The organism is Streptomyces sp. NBC_01003, from assembly GCF_045162695.1.
Lineage (GTDB): Bacteria > Actinomycetota > Actinomycetes > Streptomycetales > Streptomycetaceae > Streptomyces.
Window position 1 is genome coordinate 8,340,116 of the sequence record NZ_CP108707.1, and the last position, 18,518, is coordinate 8,358,633.

General features: G+C 69.9%; 19 protein-coding genes. All 19 read right to left on the reverse strand.

Annotation, left to right across the window (positions count from 1 at the left end; translation table 11 throughout):
* Window positions 1–14 precede the first annotated feature (14 nt).
* Window positions 15–851: a phosphotransferase gene (locus OG698_RS38040; RefSeq protein ID WP_406108459.1), complete on the reverse strand. Its 837-nt coding sequence runs from the start codon at window positions 849–851 to the stop codon at window positions 15–17.
* On the reverse strand, window positions 848–1,504 hold the full coding sequence (locus OG698_RS38045; protein ID WP_406108461.1) for a histidine phosphatase family protein: 657 nt from the start codon (window positions 1,502–1,504) through the stop codon (window positions 848–850). The genes OG698_RS38040 and OG698_RS38045 overlap by 4 nt, the downstream gene beginning before the upstream one ends.
* Entirely contained in the window at window positions 1,501–2,268 is a 768-nt protein-coding gene (locus OG698_RS38050; protein WP_406108463.1) for a phosphotransferase, read from the reverse strand. Before OG698_RS38050 ends, OG698_RS38045 begins: the two co-directional genes overlap by 4 nt.
* Window positions 2,265–3,110, reverse strand: a complete 846-nt coding sequence (locus OG698_RS38055; RefSeq protein ID WP_406108464.1) for a class I SAM-dependent methyltransferase — start codon at window positions 3,108–3,110, stop codon at window positions 2,265–2,267. Before OG698_RS38055 ends, OG698_RS38050 begins: the two co-directional genes overlap by 4 nt.
* A gap of 31 nt (window positions 3,111–3,141) precedes the next feature.
* Window positions 3,142–3,651 carry a topology modulation protein gene (locus OG698_RS38060; RefSeq protein WP_385040530.1) on the reverse strand — a complete coding sequence of 170 codons (510 nt, stop codon included), beginning with the start codon at window positions 3,649–3,651 and terminating at the stop codon, window positions 3,142–3,144.
* Window positions 3,652–3,747: 96 nt separating this feature from the next.
* The gene (locus OG698_RS38065; RefSeq protein WP_406108467.1) at window positions 3,748–4,800 is read right to left on the reverse strand and encodes a hypothetical protein; all 1,053 of its coding nucleotides are present in this window, start codon (window positions 4,798–4,800) and stop codon (window positions 3,748–3,750) included.
* Window positions 4,797–6,515, reverse strand: a complete 1,719-nt coding sequence (locus tag OG698_RS38070) for a carbamoyltransferase (RefSeq protein WP_406108469.1) — start codon at window positions 6,513–6,515, stop codon at window positions 4,797–4,799. The genes OG698_RS38065 and OG698_RS38070 overlap by 4 nt, the downstream gene beginning before the upstream one ends.
* An 8-nt stretch (window positions 6,516–6,523) precedes the next feature.
* Entirely contained in the window at window positions 6,524–7,480 is a 957-nt protein-coding gene (locus OG698_RS38075; RefSeq protein ID WP_406108471.1) for a thymidylate synthase, read from the reverse strand.
* A complete protein-coding gene (locus OG698_RS38080) occupies window positions 7,477–9,324 on the reverse strand; it encodes a hypothetical protein (protein ID WP_406108472.1) in 1,848 nt (615 codons plus the stop codon). Before OG698_RS38080 ends, OG698_RS38075 begins: the two co-directional genes overlap by 4 nt.
* Window positions 9,321–9,914 (reverse strand): HAD family hydrolase, encoded by a 594-nt coding sequence (locus tag OG698_RS38085; RefSeq protein WP_406108474.1) that lies wholly within the window; start codon window positions 9,912–9,914, stop codon window positions 9,321–9,323. The genes OG698_RS38080 and OG698_RS38085 overlap by 4 nt, the downstream gene beginning before the upstream one ends.
* A 143-nt stretch (window positions 9,915–10,057) precedes the next feature.
* Window positions 10,058–10,537 carry a LuxR C-terminal-related transcriptional regulator gene (locus OG698_RS38090; protein ID WP_406108476.1) on the reverse strand — a complete coding sequence of 160 codons (480 nt, stop codon included), beginning with the start codon at window positions 10,535–10,537 and terminating at the stop codon, window positions 10,058–10,060.
* Window positions 10,538–10,561: 24 nt separating this feature from the next.
* Complete coding sequence (locus OG698_RS38095) at window positions 10,562–11,794, reverse strand: cytochrome P450 (RefSeq protein ID WP_406108478.1); 1,233 nt, start codon at window positions 11,792–11,794, stop codon at window positions 10,562–10,564.
* 13 nt (window positions 11,795–11,807) lie between these two features.
* On the reverse strand, window positions 11,808–12,986 hold the full coding sequence (locus OG698_RS38100; protein WP_406108480.1) for a cytochrome P450: 1,179 nt from the start codon (window positions 12,984–12,986) through the stop codon (window positions 11,808–11,810).
* Complete coding sequence (locus OG698_RS38105) at window positions 12,983–13,585, reverse strand: ATP/GTP-binding protein (RefSeq protein ID WP_175309475.1); 603 nt, start codon at window positions 13,583–13,585, stop codon at window positions 12,983–12,985. The genes OG698_RS38100 and OG698_RS38105 overlap by 4 nt, the downstream gene beginning before the upstream one ends.
* Window positions 13,563–13,919: a DUF742 domain-containing protein gene (locus tag OG698_RS38110; protein WP_329159791.1), complete on the reverse strand. Its 357-nt coding sequence runs from the start codon at window positions 13,917–13,919 to the stop codon at window positions 13,563–13,565. Before OG698_RS38110 ends, OG698_RS38105 begins: the two co-directional genes overlap by 23 nt.
* Window positions 13,916–14,326, reverse strand: a complete 411-nt coding sequence (locus OG698_RS38115; RefSeq protein WP_329159790.1) for a roadblock/LC7 domain-containing protein — start codon at window positions 14,324–14,326, stop codon at window positions 13,916–13,918. The genes OG698_RS38110 and OG698_RS38115 overlap by 4 nt, the downstream gene beginning before the upstream one ends.
* Window positions 14,323–15,780: an ATP-binding protein gene (locus OG698_RS38120; RefSeq protein WP_406108482.1), complete on the reverse strand. Its 1,458-nt coding sequence runs from the start codon at window positions 15,778–15,780 to the stop codon at window positions 14,323–14,325. The genes OG698_RS38115 and OG698_RS38120 overlap by 4 nt, the downstream gene beginning before the upstream one ends.
* Window positions 15,780–17,624, reverse strand: a complete 1,845-nt coding sequence (locus OG698_RS38125) for a glycoside hydrolase family 15 protein (protein ID WP_406108484.1) — start codon at window positions 17,622–17,624, stop codon at window positions 15,780–15,782. Before OG698_RS38125 ends, OG698_RS38120 begins: the two co-directional genes overlap by 1 nt.
* 233 nt (window positions 17,625–17,857) lie before the next feature.
* A complete protein-coding gene (locus tag OG698_RS38130) occupies window positions 17,858–18,286 on the reverse strand; it encodes a DUF6415 family natural product biosynthesis protein (protein WP_406108486.1) in 429 nt (142 codons plus the stop codon).
* Window positions 18,287–18,518 lie beyond the last annotated feature (232 nt).

The following is an 18,518-nucleotide window of genomic DNA, read 5'->3' on the forward strand; positions in this document are numbered from 1 at the left end:
CGAAGGGGGGAAGGTCAGGTGAGGCGGGACAGGACGGTTCGGCCGTGCGCGCTCAGAGTGAGGTCGTTTTCCTTGTGGCCCTTGACCAGGGCAGTGGCCGCCTCGATGGCGCCGAAGGATTCCAGGAGGCGCCGTTCGGCGTCGGTCAGCGGACGCCCGTAGCCGTCGAGGAATGCCGTTCGGAGGTGGGGTGCGGCTTGCCAGCGTCGGAACTCGAGCCGCGCGAAGTCGCGGACGCGGGCGTCGCGTCGCATGTGCTCGAAGTCGCAGACGCCGAAGTCGTCTCCGACCAGCCAGTTCCGCGGCTGGTAGTCGAGGTGGCAGACCGCGCCGTCCATGAGGCTGTTGCCCAGGATGCCCGCATGGTGCTTCAGCAGGTTTCGCTCGGCCGTGTCGATCAGGTCGGCGTGAACGGCCCGGTCGATCCAGCTCTGGAGGCGCTCGGCGAGTGCTGCGCCGACGGCGCCGCCCTGGGGCATGGAGGTGGCCTGGTGGAGCTTGCCGAGGACGTGGCCGGCCTCGTGATGGGCCAGTTCCTCCTCGGGTGAGCCCGGGGCTGCGGTGTCCGCCCGAGCGCCTGCGAGCGCGGTCAGCAGAAGGGTGCGGGTGGCGTCGTCACGGCCGACTAGCTTCGGCGCGTGGCCGGTCAGCTGGGTGCCCCATGTCCGGTAGGCGTGGAGTTCGCCTGCGTACCGGTCGTGCTCGGCATGCTGCTTGGCGACGAAGTGACGCCCGTTGCCGGCCACCACGCGCACGACCCGGGGAGGGAGCAAGGGGTCCGGCGCGATCTCGACTGCGCCGAGAAGGCAGTGCGCCAGTTGGATCCGGGGATCGTCCGATGTCGCGATCACGGGGTCGGCTCCGGCGTGAGGAGACTGAGGTGCTCGGTGTCGTTGTGCCGATCGAGCATCCAGCGGGTCTGGCCCAGGCGGTTGCGGTGGTGCTGCCAGCGGGTGATGGAGGCGTGGTTGTGCGTGAAGCCCGCCGGCGAGCCGATCGGGATGTCGAGGAGCAGGGTGTGCGCGGTGATCACCGTCTCTCCGTGGGCGGCGAACACGATGCGCTTCCCCTCGTTCTCCTCGATGAGCTGACTCAGGTTCTTGCTGGCGCGCTTCAGGTACCCGTTCCAGGTGTCTGAGCCAGCGGCCCAGGGAGTGTTGGGGTACGCATGCGGGCCGCCGTTGGCGGCCGTCTTCACCGCATCCCAGGGTTTACCATCGGCATCGCCGTGGACGGGGCCGTCGAGCCGGTCGTCGATGTGCAGCGGGATCTGGAGCGTCTGGGCGATAATCTCGCCGGTCTGGACGAGGCGAATCCGCGGACCTGCGTAGACCATGTCGAAGGACTTCTTCAGGTGCTCGGTGGACAGGCGGCGCGCGGCCTGTTCGGCCTGGGCATACCCCAGGTTGGTCAGTCCCGTGCAGGTGCGAGGACCTCCGACGAGTCCGTCGGCATTGCACTGGGCTTCACCGTGCCGTACGAAGACGAGTTCGGTGGTGATCACGATGCTCCTTGAAGGCGGAGACGGATGTGGGCGGGCCAGATGTGGCAGTAGCCGTTCCGGCCGAGGTAGGGCGCGGTGAGTACGGCGTGCAGCGCCAAGCCGTCGTCCAGGCGTTCTCGGTCTATGGGGTCCAGCTGTGGGGCGTGCTGGCGGAGCGCCTGGCTGTAGATGTCGCAGGCGTCGTCGATCGCTTCGCTCGCGAGGGGGCCGTAGGTGAGGAGAAGCGTGGCGACCAGCTTCGCGAGGTCGTAGCCCATGGGCGCGAGACTGAGATCGTCGGTGTCGACCGTGACGATGTCCCCGGCGGCAGTGATGATGAAGTTCCGCGGGTTGCTGTCCTTGTAGAAGGCACAGGGCCCCTGCGCCGTCTCCTCCAGTAGGCCGAGCATCGCGTGCAAGGACACCTTGTTCGTCAGGTAGCCCTGTTCGTGGCGCCGTCGGAGCGCGACCTTGCGCGGGCCGAGGTAGTCATCGAACGTCGTGCCGTCTTGGAAACGATGCGGAGTGTTCAACGACGCGGCCTGCAGGTCACTGCGCCAGGCGGCACCGTGAGCGTGGCCCAGCAGTTCCGCTGTGCGCGGGAGATCCTCGGGGCGTACGGAGCGCCCCTCGACCCGCTCGAAAGTCAGGCTGGCAGGGCCGATGACTTTGAGGGCCGGCTGCCGCAGCGGCTTCGCGTGCTCGTTGATCCACCGGTAGTGGCGGACGGCCGCCGCCGCGCGCTCCGCTGTCTCGTAGTGCTTGGTGAACGGCGGAAGGGTCATGCCTGCCCCTTCTTCGGATGGGCGACGACGAAGGTGATGAGGGACCGAGTGGTCAGCGGCTGGTCCGGAAGGAATTCGTGCAAGGCCGCCGCCATAGCCCCGGGGTTGCCGTACAGGCCGGGCGCGAGGTGGTACTTGGGGTTCGTGGCCAGGTATTGCGCCGTGTGGTCGTGGCCTTCGAAGGTGAAGGCATGCTCCTCGTCCAGGACGGCGATCACGTCGAGCGAGGAGGCGGTCAGGTCGGCGAGGTTGCCGCTGTGCGCTGCGGTGTAGAGGCTCTCGTGCTTATCGCCCCGCGCGTCGAGGCCGGCCGAAGCGACCAGCTGGTCCATCTCCCGGTAGCTGTCGAGTGCCTTGGTGACGAGCACGGCCAGGCCCCCGGGGGAGAGGACCTTGGCGATCTGCGCGATGACGTCCTTGGGCTGCGGCGAGTGGTAGAGGCAGAACGCTGCGACGGCGACGTCGCACGACCCGGCGGGCAACGGGAGGTCGTGGAAGTCGCCTTTGACGAAGTCCACCGTGATGTCGGGTAGCTCCTTGGCGCGCTCGCGGGCCTGGGCGAGCAGGGCGGGGGCGGCGTCCAGGCCGACGACGCGCTGCGGCCGGAGCTGCTCGGCGATGCCCAGGCTGCTCGTGCCGCGACCGCAGCCGATGTCGAGCACCACGCCGAGCCGGTCCGGCTGCGCGTGGTGGGTCTGCACCAGGCTGACGATCGTCTCGGGCACGGGGTTGCCGGAGGTCTTCGCGCGCATCAGGGCGCTGGTCCGCCCGGACAGCCGGGAGGGGTTCCCGTACAGCTCCTGTTGCCGGGCGGGGTCCAGGAAGGCGTTGGGCTCGTTCATGCCGCACCCCCTGCCCGGGGGCGCGGGTCGTTCAGGACTGCTCGGCGGCCACCTTCCGCAGCCAGCGGCGCGTCTGGCGCCGGTTGGCCAGCAGCACCACGTCGGCTTTCGCGCCGAACTCCTCGATCTTCGCCATCACGCGGGGCCGCATCTTGCGGCGGTACGTGGCGACGTACTTGATCACGCCCCAGTGGATGCGGTTGTGCACCCCGTTGCCCTTGTGTCCCGCGCCGTGCCGGATCTGCCGGGCGAAGATCCCGTACAGCGCCGCCACGGTCGACACGTCCATCAGGACCACCGTGTCGCAGGCTTCGAGCCGCACCTGCAGCGTCGAGTTGTAGTTGCCGTCGATCACCCACCGCGGTTGCGCGACCAGCTCGCGCTGCACGGCGGTGAACTTGTCCATGGGGAGCGCGTTCCACTCGTCGTCGTAGAACGCGGCGTCCAGGTGCGTCACCGGGGCGTCGAGGATCTTGCCCAGTTCGCGGGCCACGTGGGATTTGCCGCTGCCTCCGCAGCCGACGATGGCGACCTTCTTCATGGTGCTCCAGCGTAGAGAGGTTCGGGTGTCCGGCGGAGCCATCCTCCAGGACACGTTTTGATGATCCAGGCGCCATGGCCTGTAGAGCGGTCGGCATCAGGCAGCTCCCCGCTCGGTCGTGCCCGGCCTCACGAGACCGTGCAGAAGGGATTCCAGGGTGTCGACCTGCTTGCTCAGGCCGAACAGGCGCAGACGATCCACGCACGCGGCGATCAGGTCGGCGTGCTGCTGGGTGCCGGCGATCTCGCGGAGGTGGGAGAGGCGTTCGATCACGTCCCGGCCGGAGCGCACGACCAGCTCGTCCGGGACGAACCGGTTGACGTAGCGGATGTCCGCCGGGGCCACGGGCAGGCATCCGGCGAGCACGGCCTCGAAGATGCGCTGGGTCATCTGCCCGACCGCGGCGTACCGCTCGGGCAGCATGAGCACCGTGGCCAGGGACCTGCCGTATACGCCGGCGGCGGCCTCGAACGGGATCCGGCCCAGGAAGTGGACGTGCGGCCAGCGGTTGGTCTCCGTCCACTTCCCGGCGACCAGGTGCGCGACGCGGGCGGCGGCTGGGGCGAAGAAGCGGTCGAAGGGCTCGTCGCGGTCGTACTGGTTGCCCACGTAGCCGAGCACGAGGTCCCGCCGCTGTGCCGCGAGGGCCACGGGGTCCGCCTGGGTGAGGAGGTTCTCGGCGACGGGGAAGAGTAGCGAGTGCGCTCCGTGGGTCGGGGCGAGGGCGGCCTCGCAGACGCGGGTGTGCGACGTGGTGCGCCACACGCTCTCGGCTCGCAGGGTGCGGTCCTTGTCCCAGATCACAGTGGGTGTCTGGTGCCGCACGGTGTAGTGGTTGATGAGCTGGGCCTGGCGGTGAAGGTCGCAGGTGTGCCCCTCGCTCCCGCACATGGTGGTGTTGCGGCCGGGGATCGCCCAGCGCCACTCCAGGAACAGGGCGTCGATGTGCGGAACGCCGTCGTCGAAGGTGTACGCGCCGCCGAGGTCCTCGCCCGCTTCGAGGCGGTCGCGGTCGGCCTGCAGGAAGACGATGTCGTGACCGTGGGCGATGAGGGCGTCGATGAAGGGGCGGCGGTGGCTGCGTCCCCCGTCCGGGGTGTCGGTGACCCCGTTGCCGAGGAAGCCCCAGAAGCTGTATCCGATCTTCACTTGGTGATCCACCGCCCTTCGAGGAGCAGGGCGTCGAGCCCGGAGTTGGCCAGGCAGTCCAGGGCCATTTCCGGTGTTCCGCAGATCGGCTTGCCCTTGACGTTGAGGGACGTGTTGATCAGCACGGGCACCCCGGTCCGGCGGCCGAAGGCGGTCAGGACCGCGTGCATGAACGGGTTCTGCGCCTTGGTGACGGTCTGCAGGCGGGAGGTGCCGTTGGCGTGCACGATGGCCGGCACGCGCTCGCGCGTTTTGTCGGTCACGCCGGAGGCCATGGACATGTACGGCGCCTGCTGGCCGAGGGTGAAGAACTCGCGGGCGCGCTCGGCCAGGACCATGGGGGCGAAGGGCCGGAACGGCTCGCGGAACTTCACGGTGGCGTTCAGCCGCTCGACGACGCCGGGCTCCAGCGGAGAGGCGAGGATCGAACGGTTGCCCAGGGCTCGCGGCCCGGCTTCGACGGCCCCCTGGAACAGACCGACGATTGTGCCGTGGGCCAGCTGGTCGGCGAGGAACTCTGCGGTTTCGATGCCCAGGGTCTTCTGGTGAAGGGCGGGCCAGGGCGTGAGGTCGAGGGCTTGGTCCTCGTAGGACGGGCCGAGGTAGCAGGTGCGGGCGACGCCGGCCACCGGTCGCGGGCTGCGTCCGCCGATATGCACGGCGAGGGCGGCGCCGATCGCGGTACCGGCGTCACCGGGCGCAGGAGGCACGAAGACCTCGTCGAAGATGCCGGCCTCGATGATCCGGCCGATGCTCACGCAGTTCGTGGCGACACCGCCCCCCACGCACAGGCGCCGGGAGCCGGTGAGCACGCGAGCGCGGCGGGCCAGGTGCACCATGACCTGCTCGGTCCGCTCCTGGAGAGCCGCCGCCAGGTCCCGGTGGACGTCGGCCAGGGACTCGCCCGGGTGCCGTTCGGGGCAGGTCTCGGTGACGAAACGGCGGGACGTCCGCTCGTATCCCGACGTGAGGGTGCGCGTGGGGAAGTAGGCGGGGTTGATGCGGAAGCCGGTTGCGGTCGTGTGGACGGCGTGGGTGAAGAGGGAGCGGAAGCGGGCGGGGTCGCCGAGGGCGGCCAGCGCCATCACGGTGCCCTCCTCGTCGCCCCGGCGCCAGCCCAGGTGCTCGGTGACGGCGCCGTACACGTACCCCAGGGAGGCTGGGTCGTTGATCGCCTCCAGGGTCTGCGCGCGGGGACGGAGCGTGTCGTGGCAGCGGGCGATGGTGGTGGTCTGCCGCTCGCCGAGGCTGTCGACCACGAGCACGGCGGCTTCGTCCCAGCCCGAGGCGGCGAAGGCCGTGAGCTGGTGGGCGCGGTGATGCAGCACCGGGGTAACACGGGCGGCGGGGAACTGCCTGCCGATCAGCCGCAGGCGCCGCTGGGTGCGCACGGCCACCTTGGCGAACCCGTGCGCTCGGGCGAACGCCCGGTCACGAGTTGTCGGGGAGAGCGCCATGCGCAGGGCGGCGGGCGACTCGGCGAGGTAGCGGGCGGGCTGGAAGTTGTAGGCGACGGTGTCCACGTCGGCTGAGGTGAGCTTGGCCCGGCCGAGCAGCCAGTCCACAGCGTGAGCGGGGTAGAGCTTGGTGTGCTTCTGCTCGGAGAGGCGCTCCTCCTCGACGAAGCCGATGAGTTCGCCGTCGACCAGGAGAGCTGCCGACGAGTCGTGGGTGTAGGAGCACAGGCCGAGGATGACCGAGAGAGTGCGCTTCATGGCGGCCGTCACCTCGCCCCGGCCGTCGTCGCAGCCGCGGGCTGGCGGGAGCGTCGTTTCAGCTCGCCATACCAGGCGGTGAGGGCCTGGCCGAGAGGGCCGTCGATGCCGTCGGCCACGCGCCACGCCTGCTGGTGCTGTCCGTCCTTCCACAGCCGGTAGCTGCGCAGCGTCCCGGCCATCGCGTCCCAGCCGGGGTGGCCGGTCACGTCCCGGGCCGCGACCTGATCGAGCAGACCGGCGAAGCCGTTCCACCGTGTCCGCAGGTCGGGCATGACGGGGCTCGCCGTGAGCGAGGCCAGCTGCTCGGACTGGTCGAGGTGCTCCTCGTAGATGTGCAGCGACCCCACGTGCAGGTGGAACTCGCCCAGCTCCGCGTCGAGCCATCCGGCGACCAGCTCGTGCAGGACGGTGTAGAAGAAGACGTCGTACGGCATGCCGATCCACACGTCCTGGCCCCGCATCATGGTCGCCATATGCAGTCGGCCGGCACGCAGATGGAAGCGGAAGCCGAGGGTGCAGGGCACGTCCTTGTGCCCGGCGGCGTCCTGAACCGGGTCGTAGAGCTGGATCAGGGCGCGGCGGGAGTCGGGGTCCTCCTTGAGGATCTCCACGACACGGCTGAGCTGATCGACCTTGCCGGCCCAGTTCCGCATCCTGGGGCCGTACGCGCCGAGCAACACCCCGTCATCGGCGTACTGCCGGAGCCGCGCGTTGTAGTCGAAGATCCACGGATCGTCCGAGCCGGACAGGTGCCAGACGCTCTCGGCCACGGCGAACGCCGGGTTCAGGATCCTGGCCGGCGGCGCGTACAGCAGGCGGGCCCGCGGCTGCGTGAGCATCAAGTGGATGTCGCGGACTTCCCGCGTGGGCATGCCGCGCGGGCTGACCTTATCACCGGACTTCGTCAGCGTGACGGCTCCGGAGAACAACTCGGCGATGTTGTCGGCGGTCAGATGGGTCATGAGGCTGGGACTCCTTCGCCCTGCTCAGGCACGGGCGGCGTGCTGCGGGCATCGTCGTGAAGGGGGTCAAAGGGCAGCTCGGGGCGCGTGGCGCGGTGATCGATGAGGCGGGCGACCTGGGCGGCGCTGTCGCCGCGCCACCGGCACACCGAATCGGCGGCTCCGGCCGGCGGGCGAGAGCGGGGCAGCTCCGCGAGGGCGATGCCGACTTCGTCCGCGGAGCCACACCGTTGCGCGATGCCGTGGTCGGCCAGGCCGAGGGTCCGCTCGCCCAAGGCGGCAAGTTCAAGGACGGGCACGCCCAGCAGCGCGGCTTCGATGCCGCATGTCGAGTAGGCGCTCGCGACCACATCCGCGCCGGCCAGGCACCCGCGTGCTCCAACCCGAGTGTCGGCGACGGCCACCGGAAGACCGGTCGCCTGCTCAAGAAGCGGGGCGAACACGCTGTCGCGCTGAGCCGGATGCGGAGCGATGACCAGTCCCCAGTCCGGGCCGGCCGACCGCAGCCCGCCGAGGAGGAGTTCGGCCTGGCGGGCGAGATGCTCGGGCCGGAAGGGCTGGCAGGCCCACACGGCGATCTTCGACGGGGCACGCCGTGTGCCGACCGACAACAGCTTTTCCAGGTACCGGCGCTGTGCCCCACGGCCCAAAGCGGCCAGGGCATCGAAGCGGGGCTGCCCCAGGACGTGCACCTCACTCTTCGGGTGCTTGGCCCAGGCGAGGGCGAGCGGATGGTCGCGCTCGCCCATCACGACCACGTCCCGGCTGTGGAGGGCGGGCCACGCGACGGACTCTTCCGTCCAGGCGCCGTGCTGGACATGCACCGTGTTGGAGTCGTGCCGATCAGCAAGGTAAACCGCCAACGCCCCGAGCGGACTTGTGTCGTTGCTGAGGACGACGGAGTGCGGACGAACGGCTCTCAGAACGCGGCCCAGCCAGTTCTCCGCCTGGACCAGAGCAGGCCAGGATGGCTGCGTGCAGCCGCCGCTCATCGCCAGCAGCGTGGACAACAACCGGACGAGGCGGGACAGGCGGATCGCGAGCGGACCGACCTCGACGGTCCGGTCGTCATCCGCGGGACGCAGTCCGTCCGTCTCACCTGACAGCCGGAAGAGCCCAACCGGTGCAGGACACACCCGCACGCTCTCGCTGCCCTCGGCCAAGCAGCGCTGACCGGGATCAGTGGCGAGGTCGATGAGCACGCTGTCGTGCCCCTTGCGCGCCAACTCCCGAAGAACCGGCATCAGGGTCTCGGCGTGGCGGGACGACCAAGAAAGGGCCACGACTCCGCCCCGGTGCAGGCCCGTGGGGAGCGGGTGCGGCTCGGTGATAGCCACGTCGGCGGGTAAGAGCGTGCTCAACTCGGCAGTGTGCGGCGGATTATGTGCCGCTGTGCCGCCGAGCAGATAGGCAATGCCCGACCAGGTGACCGTGTAGGTGCGGTACTCCTGAGAGCTGCTCGGCCGCACACCGACGAGACCTTCGTACGGCACCGGGGTGATGGGCCCGGGTGCGGTGACGAATGGCTCCCAGAGGCTCAATGCCAGCAGTTTCCGCAGGACCTGCGTGACCAGTCGGCGGACCGGTACGTGCTGGACATGGAGCCAGTCAGCTCCGCCGGGCGTGTGGGCTCGGCCGCCGCCGTACTCGTGCAGGGCGGCCATGACGCGGTCGGTCAACGAGCGGAGGTCCTGCTGGTTGAGCGGTAGCTCCTCCAGGTCGCGTGTTCTGATGCGGGGGGAGTTGGCGAGGTCGAAGCGGCCGGCGCCGACTAGGACCCAGACGGGCCGGTGGCCGTCTTCTCCTCGGACAAGGCCCAAGTCTCCGAATGCCGAGGTGGTCACACCAGGCTCCCTTCGACAAAGGGAGTGCACGCCGTGGCCTGGTGGAGGAGGGTGAGCAGGTCGGTTGGGGACTGGGCGACCGCTACAGCAGGAGAGCCGGGCTCGCCGTACCCCCAGGCGGCATGAATGTAGGGGACGCCGGCACGAGTTGCTGCCTCCCGGTCCACCGGCATGTCCCCGATGTACACGGCCGACGCAGGGTCGACTCCGAGGTCCACCAACGCGAGGAGGAGAGGGTCCGGCGCCGGCTTCGACCGCCCGGAACCCGCGGGTGTCCGCACGGTGCCGAAGGGGCAACCAAGCTGCGCCAGGAGGGGCGCGGCCCGATCGACGTGCTTGGATGTCACGACTCCAAGCCGCCAGCCAGCTGCCACGAAGGCGTGCAGGACGTCCGTGATCCCGATGAACTCCTGGGCCAAATGCGCTGCGGCTGTCGAGCCGGCTCCGTAGGTCCGGTGGACGCCGTCAGCGTCGACGACACCGAGCCGCTCCATGATGTCGCTGAACTCCCGCCCCAGGTGGGCTTCGTACGCGGCGAACGGGATAGCGAGGCCGTGGTCTTTCTGGACCTTCCTCCACGCCTCGCGCATCACCGGCCGCGTGTCCAGTAGGACACCGTCCAGGTCAAGAAGGAGTGCGCGTTCAGCATCGGGAGGCTGGAGTGCCGACGGTTTCGGGCGATGGTGCAGGGGCGCGGAGGACTGCTCGGAGGCCGTGGGAACGGGTGACGTGGTCACTTGCTCGCTCCGCTCCGCACCGTGCTGGTCTGCTGGGCGGTCAGCAGGTTCCAGCCGTGGGCCCGGGCGACCAGCCGGGTGGTGTCCGCTGCCCCGGTATCAGCGAGCAACTGGAGGAGCGCTGCGCAGAGGTCCGCCGGTGCCATGTTGGCGCCGCGCGCGATGTCGAGCGGCTTGGTGTGCTCGGCGACGGCCTTCAGCAGGTTCGTCTGCTCGGTGCTCAAGTCGGGGGCTGGCGTGTCCGGTGCCGGGGCCGTGGCCTCGTTTGCGCTGAGCAGACGGTGGGTGACTACGGCAAGGGAGCAGCGTTCGGGGCAGTGCAGCTTCCTGCGCAGGGAGACCATGTGCGCGCGGACCGTGTGGTGCGACAGGGTCTCGGTGTCGGCGATCTGGCCTGTTGGTAGGCCGTTCACCACATGCTGGGCGATGCGCCGTTCGGCCGGAGTGAGCGGTGTGGTCGGGGCTGGGGCGGTCATGGTGGTCTTCCTCGTCGGTATCGGTCAGCGGCTCGACGTCGGGCGCAGGCGCACAGGGACGGAGGTGTGTCCGTTGCTGATCAGGCTCGGCAGCCTCTTCAGATCGGTTCTGTCCGTGGCGAGTTGGGCGTCGGGGAAGCGTTCGAAGAGCAGGCGCAGGGCGGTGGCGACTTCGAGTCGGGCAAGTGGGGCGCCGAGGCAGAAGTGGACGCCGTGTCCGAAGGCGAGGTGTTCCTTGCTGGGGCGGGTGGCGTCGAAGCGGTCGGCGTCCTTGTGCCAGTCGGGGTGGCGGTTGGCGGCGGCGTAGGAGGCGAGGATCGCCTCGCCGGTCTTGATCGTCTGCCCGTCCGGGAGGGCGATGTCGGTGCGGGCATAGCGCAGGGGAAGGTGCTTGACCGCGGGCTGGTGGCGCAGGGTCTCCTCGACTACGCCCTCCCAGGTGCAGCGGCCGTCCCGGACGTGGGCCAGCTGCTCTGGCTCGGAGAGCAGGGTGGTGATGGCCTGGTCGATGACGTTGACGGTGGTCTCGTACCCGGCGCTGATCATCAGCAGGAGCGTGTCGCGCAGCTCGGCGTCGCTGAGGGCGGAGCCGTCGCCCTCCTCGTCGCGGGCGGCGATCAGCAGCGAGGTCATGTCCTCGCCGGGCTCGGTGCGCTTGACCTCGATCAGGGCGTCCAGCAGGCCGTACAGGGTGGCGGTGTTTGCGGCTTGTTCCTCGGCGGAGAGGTGGGTGGCGAATACGTTGTCCACCACGGTGCGGAACTCGGTGCGTCGGTCGGCGGGGACGCCCATGAGCTGGCCGATGACGGCGATCGGGAGCGGGTAGGCGAGGTGCTCGCGCAGGTCGGCCACCTCATCGGCCGGGAGGTCGTCGAGGTCGTCGAGGATGCCGTTCACGAGAATCTCGATGTCCGCCTGGAGGGCGGCGGTACGGCGGGCCGAGAGGGCAGGGGCGACCATGCGCCGCAGGCGGCTGTGGTTGCCGCCGTAGGCGGTGAACATGTTCTCCACCGCCACCCACAGGGCCAGCGGCCAGGTGGGGACCGTCTCGGCGAAGGCCGGCCAGTGGGCGCGGCCGTCCTTGGAGACGTCCTTGCTGGTCAGAAGCTGCTTAAGGAGGGCCGGGTCGGAGACGGACCAGGCGCGCACGCCGAGGATGTCCACGAGAGTGGCGGAGCCGCGGTCGCGCAGGGCCTGGTGTTCGGCGTCCGGGTCGGATCCGGTGGGGTCGAGGACGAGTATCTGCCGTTCGGACACGTTGGGGCCTCTTTCAGCTTGAGGGGAAGGTGACGGGGAGGGCGACCAGCGAGCGGTGGAAGGGGCCGGGGCGCCAGACGAGGTCGTCGCGGTGGCCGTCGAGGTCCATCTCGGGCAGGGCGTCGAGGACGTGGAGGATGGCGGTTTCGGCGATGAGGTAGGCGTGCGTGCTGGCCGGGCAGCCGTGCGGGCCGGCGCCCCAGGCGAGGTGGGCCCGGTTGCCCAGTGGCCGGTGGGCTCCCAGGGCAGGGTCGTTGTTGCAGGCGGCATAGCTGACGACCACCGGCTGGTCGGCGGGCAGCAGGTACCCGCCGATGTCGGCTGGCCGGGGCGGGTAGGACATCGCGAAGTTCGCGAGCGGCGGATCGCGATAGAGGACGCTGTCCAGGGCCTCGCGGACGGAGGCGTCGCCGGCGTGCAGGTCACCGGAGAACTCGCTGTTGGTGAGCATCTCCAGGAGGGTGTTCGTGATCAGGTTGGTCAGGGGTTCGATGCCCGCCCCGTACAGGGTGATGAGCTGCTGGCCCATCTCGGTGTCGTCCAGCCGGGCGACGTGGGCGAGGAGCCTGCTGGTCACGTCGTCGCCGGGCTGCCGACGGCGCAGGGCGACGAGGTCCGCCACGGCCTGGGCCATGATCTGGTTGCCGATGGAGGCGTTGACCCCGTCGAAGATCTTCGCCATTCCGTCCGCGATCCGGTGGCCGACCTCGTCGGGGCAGCCGAGAAGGTGGCTGAGCGTCTGGAACGCGAGAGGCCAGGCGTACTCGGACAGCAGGTCCGCCTTGCCGCTGCCCTTGAAGGCGTTGATGGTCTGCTCGGCAACCAGTTCGACGTGGGCTCGCAGCGCGTGCTGGTCGACAGCCCCGAGGGCTTCCGTGTTCGCGGCCCGGTAGCGGGCGTGCTCGGCACCGGCCGAGCGCAGGGCGTTGGGGCGCCACTCCATCATCGGCCGGATGGGGCAGGTGTCGGGGACGGAGGTCTGCCACTGGCGCGGGTCGGCGGGGAAGCGTTGCGGGTCGCCGAGGATGCGGCGGGCCTCCTCGTAGCCGACGACCAGCGTGGCGGGCACGCCGGGGGCCAGGTCCACGGGGACCAGAGGGCCGAACTGCTCGCGCATGCGCTGGTAGGCGGCGTGCGGATTCTGGGCGAAGTCCGGTTCGTACAGGGGGATGCGGTGGGTCGCGGTGCTCACGGTCGGGGCTCCAGACGGTGCGCGAGACGGGCGAGGTATTCGGTGAGCTGGATCAGGGCCTGCATGCAGGACGCTCGCTCGCGGGCATCGCACACGGTCAGCGGCGTGTGTCCCTCCAGGGCGAGGGCCTCGTGGACTTCTTCGAGCGGGTGGCGGGGCGCGCCGTCGAACTGGTTGACCGCAACCGCGTAGGGGACGCCGTTCTCTTCGAGGAGGCCGAGGATTTCGTGGGAGGCGTCCAGGTCGCGGGGGTCGACGAGGACCAGGGCGCCGAGGGCGCCGATGATCAACTCCTGCCACAGGAAGCTGAATCGGGCCTGGCCGGGGGTACCGAACAGGTAGAGCACGAGGTCGTCGCTGAGGTGCTTGCGCCCGAAGTCCACGCCGACGGTGGTGGTGGACTTGGCAGGCGTGCGGGCCAGGTCGTCGACCAGGGCGCTCGCCCGGGTGATGGTTTCCTCCATGTGGACCGGAGGCACCTCGGAGACGCTGCCGACGAAGGTGGTCTTGCCCACGCCGAAGGCTCCGGCGACCACGATCTTCGCGGTAGCCGTCACCGTGCGCGCGACGAACCGGTCAGGCGTGAGCGCGGAGTCCATGAAGAACCCTTTCGATGAGTGAGGCCGGGGGCCGGTCGTCGTCCTGGCCCTGGGCGAGGGTCATCAGTCCGTGTCCGATGAGGTCGGCGACGAGAATCCGGGTGGTCGAGGGCGGGAGGGCGAGTGCGGAGGCGATCTCGGCGACGGCCAGCCCTCCGCCTTGCGCGGGTGCGAACAGGGCGAGCACGCGCCGTGCGTCCGGGTTGAGGCCGGGACGGGTGCCGGTCGCGGCGAAGACCAGGCTCTCCAGGCGCACGTCCTTGCTGGGGCGGGTACGTCCGCCCGTGCGGACGTAGGGCCTGACCAGATCCGGGTCCTGCCGCGGCCTGCTCATGCCAGCGGTGCTTCCGTGCCGCCGGCGATGCGTGTCTGGACACCCAGCTGTTCGCCCACGCTCGCGGCCAAGCGCAGGGCGGCCTCGCTGATCACCCCGATGTCCGCGTGAGGGCTGTCGGTGCGGACGGCGAGCATGGTGTTCTCGCCAGCCGGGATGAGCAGGGAGATGTGGTCGACCGACTCCATGACGAACTGGCGGACGCCCCCGCCGTTCGTCTCCCGGTCGTAGGCCCGCGATGCTCCCCACAGCGTGGAGGCGATGGCCGAGATCTTCTCGGCGCGCTCGCGCGGCAGCCGATCGGTGTAGGCCGGGCTCATGCCGTCCGCGGCGACCAGCACGGCGTATTCCACGCCAGCGGTCTCCTCCAGGCTTTCGAGGAGCCAGCCGATGTTCTTGTCGGTCATGCGTCGTGTCCTTGGTCGTTGTCGGCAGTGGGGACGTGGGTGCCCTGCTCGGCGCGGGCGCGCTTAGTGCCACGGGCCCAGGCGGCGATCACGCTCGCTCGCCCCGGCTCGGCGTTGGCAGGGCGGGGAACGGGAGCGGAGGCGGGTGCGGCGCGGCGGCTGCGCACCGTCAGTCCGCTGGCGGTCGTGCGGGCAGTGGAACGCTCCTGGTCGGATTCCCCGGCCGTCGGCGGGACGGGGGTGAGCGCGGGTTGTGTGGCTACCGGAACCGGGGCGAGAGCAGGGAGCCGGCCGGACGCGGCAGAGGCGAGAGCAGCTGGCGGATCCTTCTGCACTGGCTGCGAGGATGCCGGCGGCGTCTGGGGCGCCGTGGTGAGGAGGTCCTGGGGAAGGGTGAGGAGCGCGCGGGTGCCCAGAAGGGAGTTGGGCGCCTGGACATCGACCCGGAATCCGTAGGCGCGCGCGAGGGCGGCGGCGACTCGGAACCCGGTCTGCGGGCGGGCGCCGAGCTGCGTTATGTCGTCCGTGCGCTGCCCGGTGAGGATGTCCCGGGCGCTGTCGAGCTGCTCCGGCGTCATCTGCAGGCCGCTGTCGTCCACGAAGACGGTGACTCCGTGGTGGCCCTGTTCGAAGGACACGTGCACTCTCGACTGTGGTGGCGAGAAGCGCAGCGCGTTGTCCAGCAGGAGCGCGAGGGCGTGCACCACGGGCCCGACCACGCGGGTCTTCACCGCGACGGTGAGTTCCTGGGGCTGTACGCGCTGGTAGTCCTCGACGTAGCCCATCGCGGCCCGCACCACATCGGTCAGCGTCGTCGTGGGCCAGTGCCGGGTCAGCTTGCCGCCGGCCAGGATGGTCCAGCCCTGAGCGACCAGCAGCATCTGCTGCACGGTGTGGTCGATATCGGTCAGCGTCTCGAACGCGGCGTCGTCCTCGTGCTCGCGCACGCCCTCGCTGACCTTGCGGCTGGTCTTGGAGGCCATGCCCACGAGCGCCGACGACACACTGCGCACTGCGGCCTCGGTCGACCGCACGGCAGTTACCCGAGCGATCTCTTCCTGGGCGGCAGTGTGCGAACGCCGCAACTCCTCCGCCCCGAGCGTCTTCGCCTGCTCGATCTCCTGGTGCGCCGCGTACTGGATGTCGCGGATCACGGCCTGGACGACGCCGGCGGTGGCCTTGACCACGTTGGTCAGGTGCTCACCGACTGCGGTGCCAGCCAGTTCCGGTGCGGGGGCTAACGCCGTGATCCGACCGCCCGACTGGTGGATCTGGGGCAGCGTCTCGTGGACCAGTTTCTGCAGGGCACCCTCGGTGGCCTGTTGTTCGCGGGCTAGAAGGTGTGCCCGCCGCCGCGTCTTCTGCCATCGGCGGTGGCTAACCCAGGCCGCTGCCACCGCGACGATGGCCGCGGCGGCGAGCACGATGACCATCGTGCTGGCGGTCGTGTTCATCAGACACCCACCGCCAAGAGCACGTCGGCCTCGGCTGCGGGCGCCCCCGAGTCGAGCTGCTGCAGCAGGAGCGCGGACCCGATCACCCCGATGTGGCTGTACGCCTGCGGGAAGTTGCCCAGTTGTCGCCCGGTGGCGGGGTCGTACTCCTCGGCGAGCAGGCCGAGGTCAGTGCGCAGGGCCAGGAGCCGGTCGAAGAGAGCGTGGGCTTCGTCCGGGCGGCCAGTCAGGGCGAGCGCATCGACCATCCAGAACGAGCAGAGCAGGAAGGTCCCCTCGTCACCGTTCAGGCCGTCGAGCCCGATGCGGTCGCCGGCGGTCGGGTAGCGCCGGACAAGGCCCTCCGGGGTGGACAGTTGCTGACGTACTGCCTCCACCGTCCCGAGCACTCGGGGATCGTCGGGAGGCAGGAATCCCACCCTGGGGATCAGCAGGAGGGCGGCGTCGACCTCCTGTGATCCGTAGGACTGGGTGAAGGTGTTGCGGACCGGATCGAATCCGCGCGTGCACACCTCCTGGTGGATGGCCTCGCGCAGTTCAATCAGGGCGAACAGGTCGGCCTCCAGGACGGCGGCCTCGACCAGGAGGATGGTCCGGTCGATCGCGGCCCAGGCCATGACCTTGGAGTGCACGAAGTGGCGGCGCTCACCTCGGATCTCCCAGATTCCCTCGTCGGGCGTCTGCCACCGCTCGGCGAGGTGCTCGACCAGCCGTTGGTGCAGGACCGCGGTGTCGCCGCAGCGGGCCACCCCGCTTTGGTGGGCGAGGTACAGGGTCTCGATCACGTAGCCGTACACGTCGAGCTGCAACTGGTCTACAGCCCCGTTGCCGATCCGTACCGGGCCGGAGTTCTCGTAGCCGGGCAGCCACCGCAGCTCCCGCTCCTGGAGATCCCGTTCTCCGGTGATCCCGTACATGATCTGCAGGTTCTCCGGATCGCCGGCCACGGCCCGCAGCAGCCACCGCCGCCACGCCTCGGCCTCCTGCCAGTACCCCGAACCGAGCAGGGCGCCCAGGGTGGTGGAGGCGTCGCGCAGCCAGGTGTAGCGGTAGTCCCAGTTCCGGCGACCACCGACCTCTTCCGGCAGCGACGTGGTCGGCGCTGCGACGATGCCGCCGCTGGGGGCGTACGTCATCGCCTTCAGGGTGATCAGCGACCGGACGACCGCTTCCCGGTGCGGGCCGTCGTAGGTGCATTGGCTCGTCCAGTCTTCCCAGAAGGCGAGGGTCGCCGCGAGCGCCGCGTCGGGATCCGGGATCTCCGGCGCGACACCGTGAGAGGGCCCCCAGCTCAGTACGAAGGCGACGCTCTCGCCGGCGGTGACCGTGAAGGAGCTGACGATCGCGCCGTCCTTCTCAACCTGCCCGGTGGACGTGTCCAGCCACAGGGCGTCCCCGCCGCCCTCAGCGATCATGCGTCCGCCCAGCTCATGGATCCACGGGCTGACCCGGCCGTAGCCGGGGCGGGCGCGCAGCGTGGAAGCCATGGCGATCTGGCCAGCCGTTCCCTCCACGATCCGGATGACCTGCGGTGCCCCGTCGCGCGGCGGCATGAAGTCGGTGACCTTCGCGCTGCCGGAGGACGTCGTCCAGACTGTCTCCAGCACGAGGGACTCGCCGACATAGCGCCGCTCGGCAGTCGCACCGGCTCCCTCTTCGTGCGCAGCGGCCGGGGCTATGCGCCACGCTCCGTGCTTCTGCGTGCCAAGCAGCGCAGCGAAGGAGGCCGGCGAGTCGAAGCGGGGCAGGCACAGCCAGTCGATCGAGCCGTCGTCGCAGACGTGGGCACTGGTCTGCATGTCGCCGATCAGGCCGTAGTGCTCGATACGCGGAAGGCGTTTCATCGTGTAGATCTCCGTTAGGCCCCGCGAGTCCGGGGAGGGCTTTAGGGCCGTCGAAACGGCCGGCGAACTGTCGGTGAGGCGAGACTCCGGTGGTCACCGGTGAGGCGGCGACTCGCTCCGCGCCGGTGCGGGTTCTTCGTCCGCTGACGGGGAACTGGTTGCGCGATCACCGCGGAGAACCAGCCATGTCGTGGGACCAAGGATCAGGACGATCAGCACCGCCCCGGTGGCGGTCATGTCCGGGGCACCGACGCGGCCAGGACGAGACAGGCGAAGGCGATCGCGAAGACTGTGCCGCGCAGCAGGTTGATCGGCGGTGTCCGCCAACGCCGTCCCCGCTGCCGCATCGCACGGCCGGTGCCGTGGGCCTCCACACTCGCCACGAGCTCCTGGGCCGCCTCGGCCAGTTGGACCAGATGCGCCCTGCTGGGCATGTAGCCGTCGGGGACCCCCGCCGAGCCGAGCTGCTGCGCGCGGCGCAGCGCTGGCTCCTCCTTGGGCACCATGACGCCGAGTCGATTGATGTGACCGCGCAGACGCCTCGCGAGGTCTTCAACGTCGCCGGTGGTCTCCGGCAGCGGCGAGTCCTCGTCCAGCACGAGCGCCACTGTCTCGGCCGCGGCCACCGCTTGATTGCGCGGCGAAACAGGCTCGACAGCCATGCGGCCCTTCCTGTTGGACGCGACGTGTTGACAGGCGTCCTGGCGGGGAGCCAGCGAGAGGCGCATGACACAACTCCTGTTCGGATCAGGCCAAGTTGATTGGGGTTCGCCGTGCGGGGGCGGCGGTCGTAGTGCAAAGTGAGTGATCCGGTCGCTACGTTGAGCGAACCGTGAATCCCCGCTCGGGGGTATGCCTGCGCGACCGCCGAGGCCGTCAAAGGCGTCAAAGATC

Coding starts and splice junctions, on each gene's coding strand:
- OG698_RS38125 (WP_406108484.1), bottom strand. CDS start 17,624: ATGAAACGCCTTCCGCGTATCGAGCACTACGGCCTGATCGGCGACATG.
- OG698_RS38130 (WP_406108486.1), bottom strand. CDS start 18,286: ATGGCTGTCGAGCCTGTTTCGCCGCGCAATCAAGCGGTGGCCGCGGCC.
- OG698_RS38055 (WP_406108464.1), bottom strand. CDS start 3,110: ATGAACGAGCCCAACGCCTTCCTGGACCCCGCCCGGCAACAGGAGCTG.
- OG698_RS38050 (WP_406108463.1), bottom strand. CDS start 2,268: ATGACCCTTCCGCCGTTCACCAAGCACTACGAGACAGCGGAGCGCGCG.
- OG698_RS38070 (WP_406108469.1), bottom strand. CDS start 6,515: ATGAAGCGCACTCTCTCGGTCATCCTCGGCCTGTGCTCCTACACCCAC.
- OG698_RS38110 (WP_329159791.1), bottom strand. CDS start 13,919: ATGAGCAGGCCGCGGCAGGACCCGGATCTGGTCAGGCCCTACGTCCGC.
- OG698_RS38075 (WP_406108471.1), bottom strand. CDS start 7,480: ATGACCCATCTGACCGCCGACAACATCGCCGAGTTGTTCTCCGGAGCC.
- OG698_RS38060 (WP_385040530.1), bottom strand. CDS start 3,651: ATGAAGAAGGTCGCCATCGTCGGCTGCGGAGGCAGCGGCAAATCCCAC.
- OG698_RS38120 (WP_406108482.1), bottom strand. CDS start 15,780: ATGAACACGACCGCCAGCACGATGGTCATCGTGCTCGCCGCCGCGGCC.
- OG698_RS38090 (WP_406108476.1), bottom strand. CDS start 10,537: ATGACCGCCCCAGCCCCGACCACACCGCTCACTCCGGCCGAACGGCGC.
- OG698_RS38115 (WP_329159790.1), bottom strand. CDS start 14,326: ATGACCGACAAGAACATCGGCTGGCTCCTCGAAAGCCTGGAGGAGACC.
- OG698_RS38105 (WP_175309475.1), bottom strand. CDS start 13,585: ATGGACTCCGCGCTCACGCCTGACCGGTTCGTCGCGCGCACGGTGACG.
- OG698_RS38085 (WP_406108474.1), bottom strand. CDS start 9,914: ATGCGCGAGGCGTGGAGGAAGGTCCAGAAAGACCACGGCCTCGCTATC.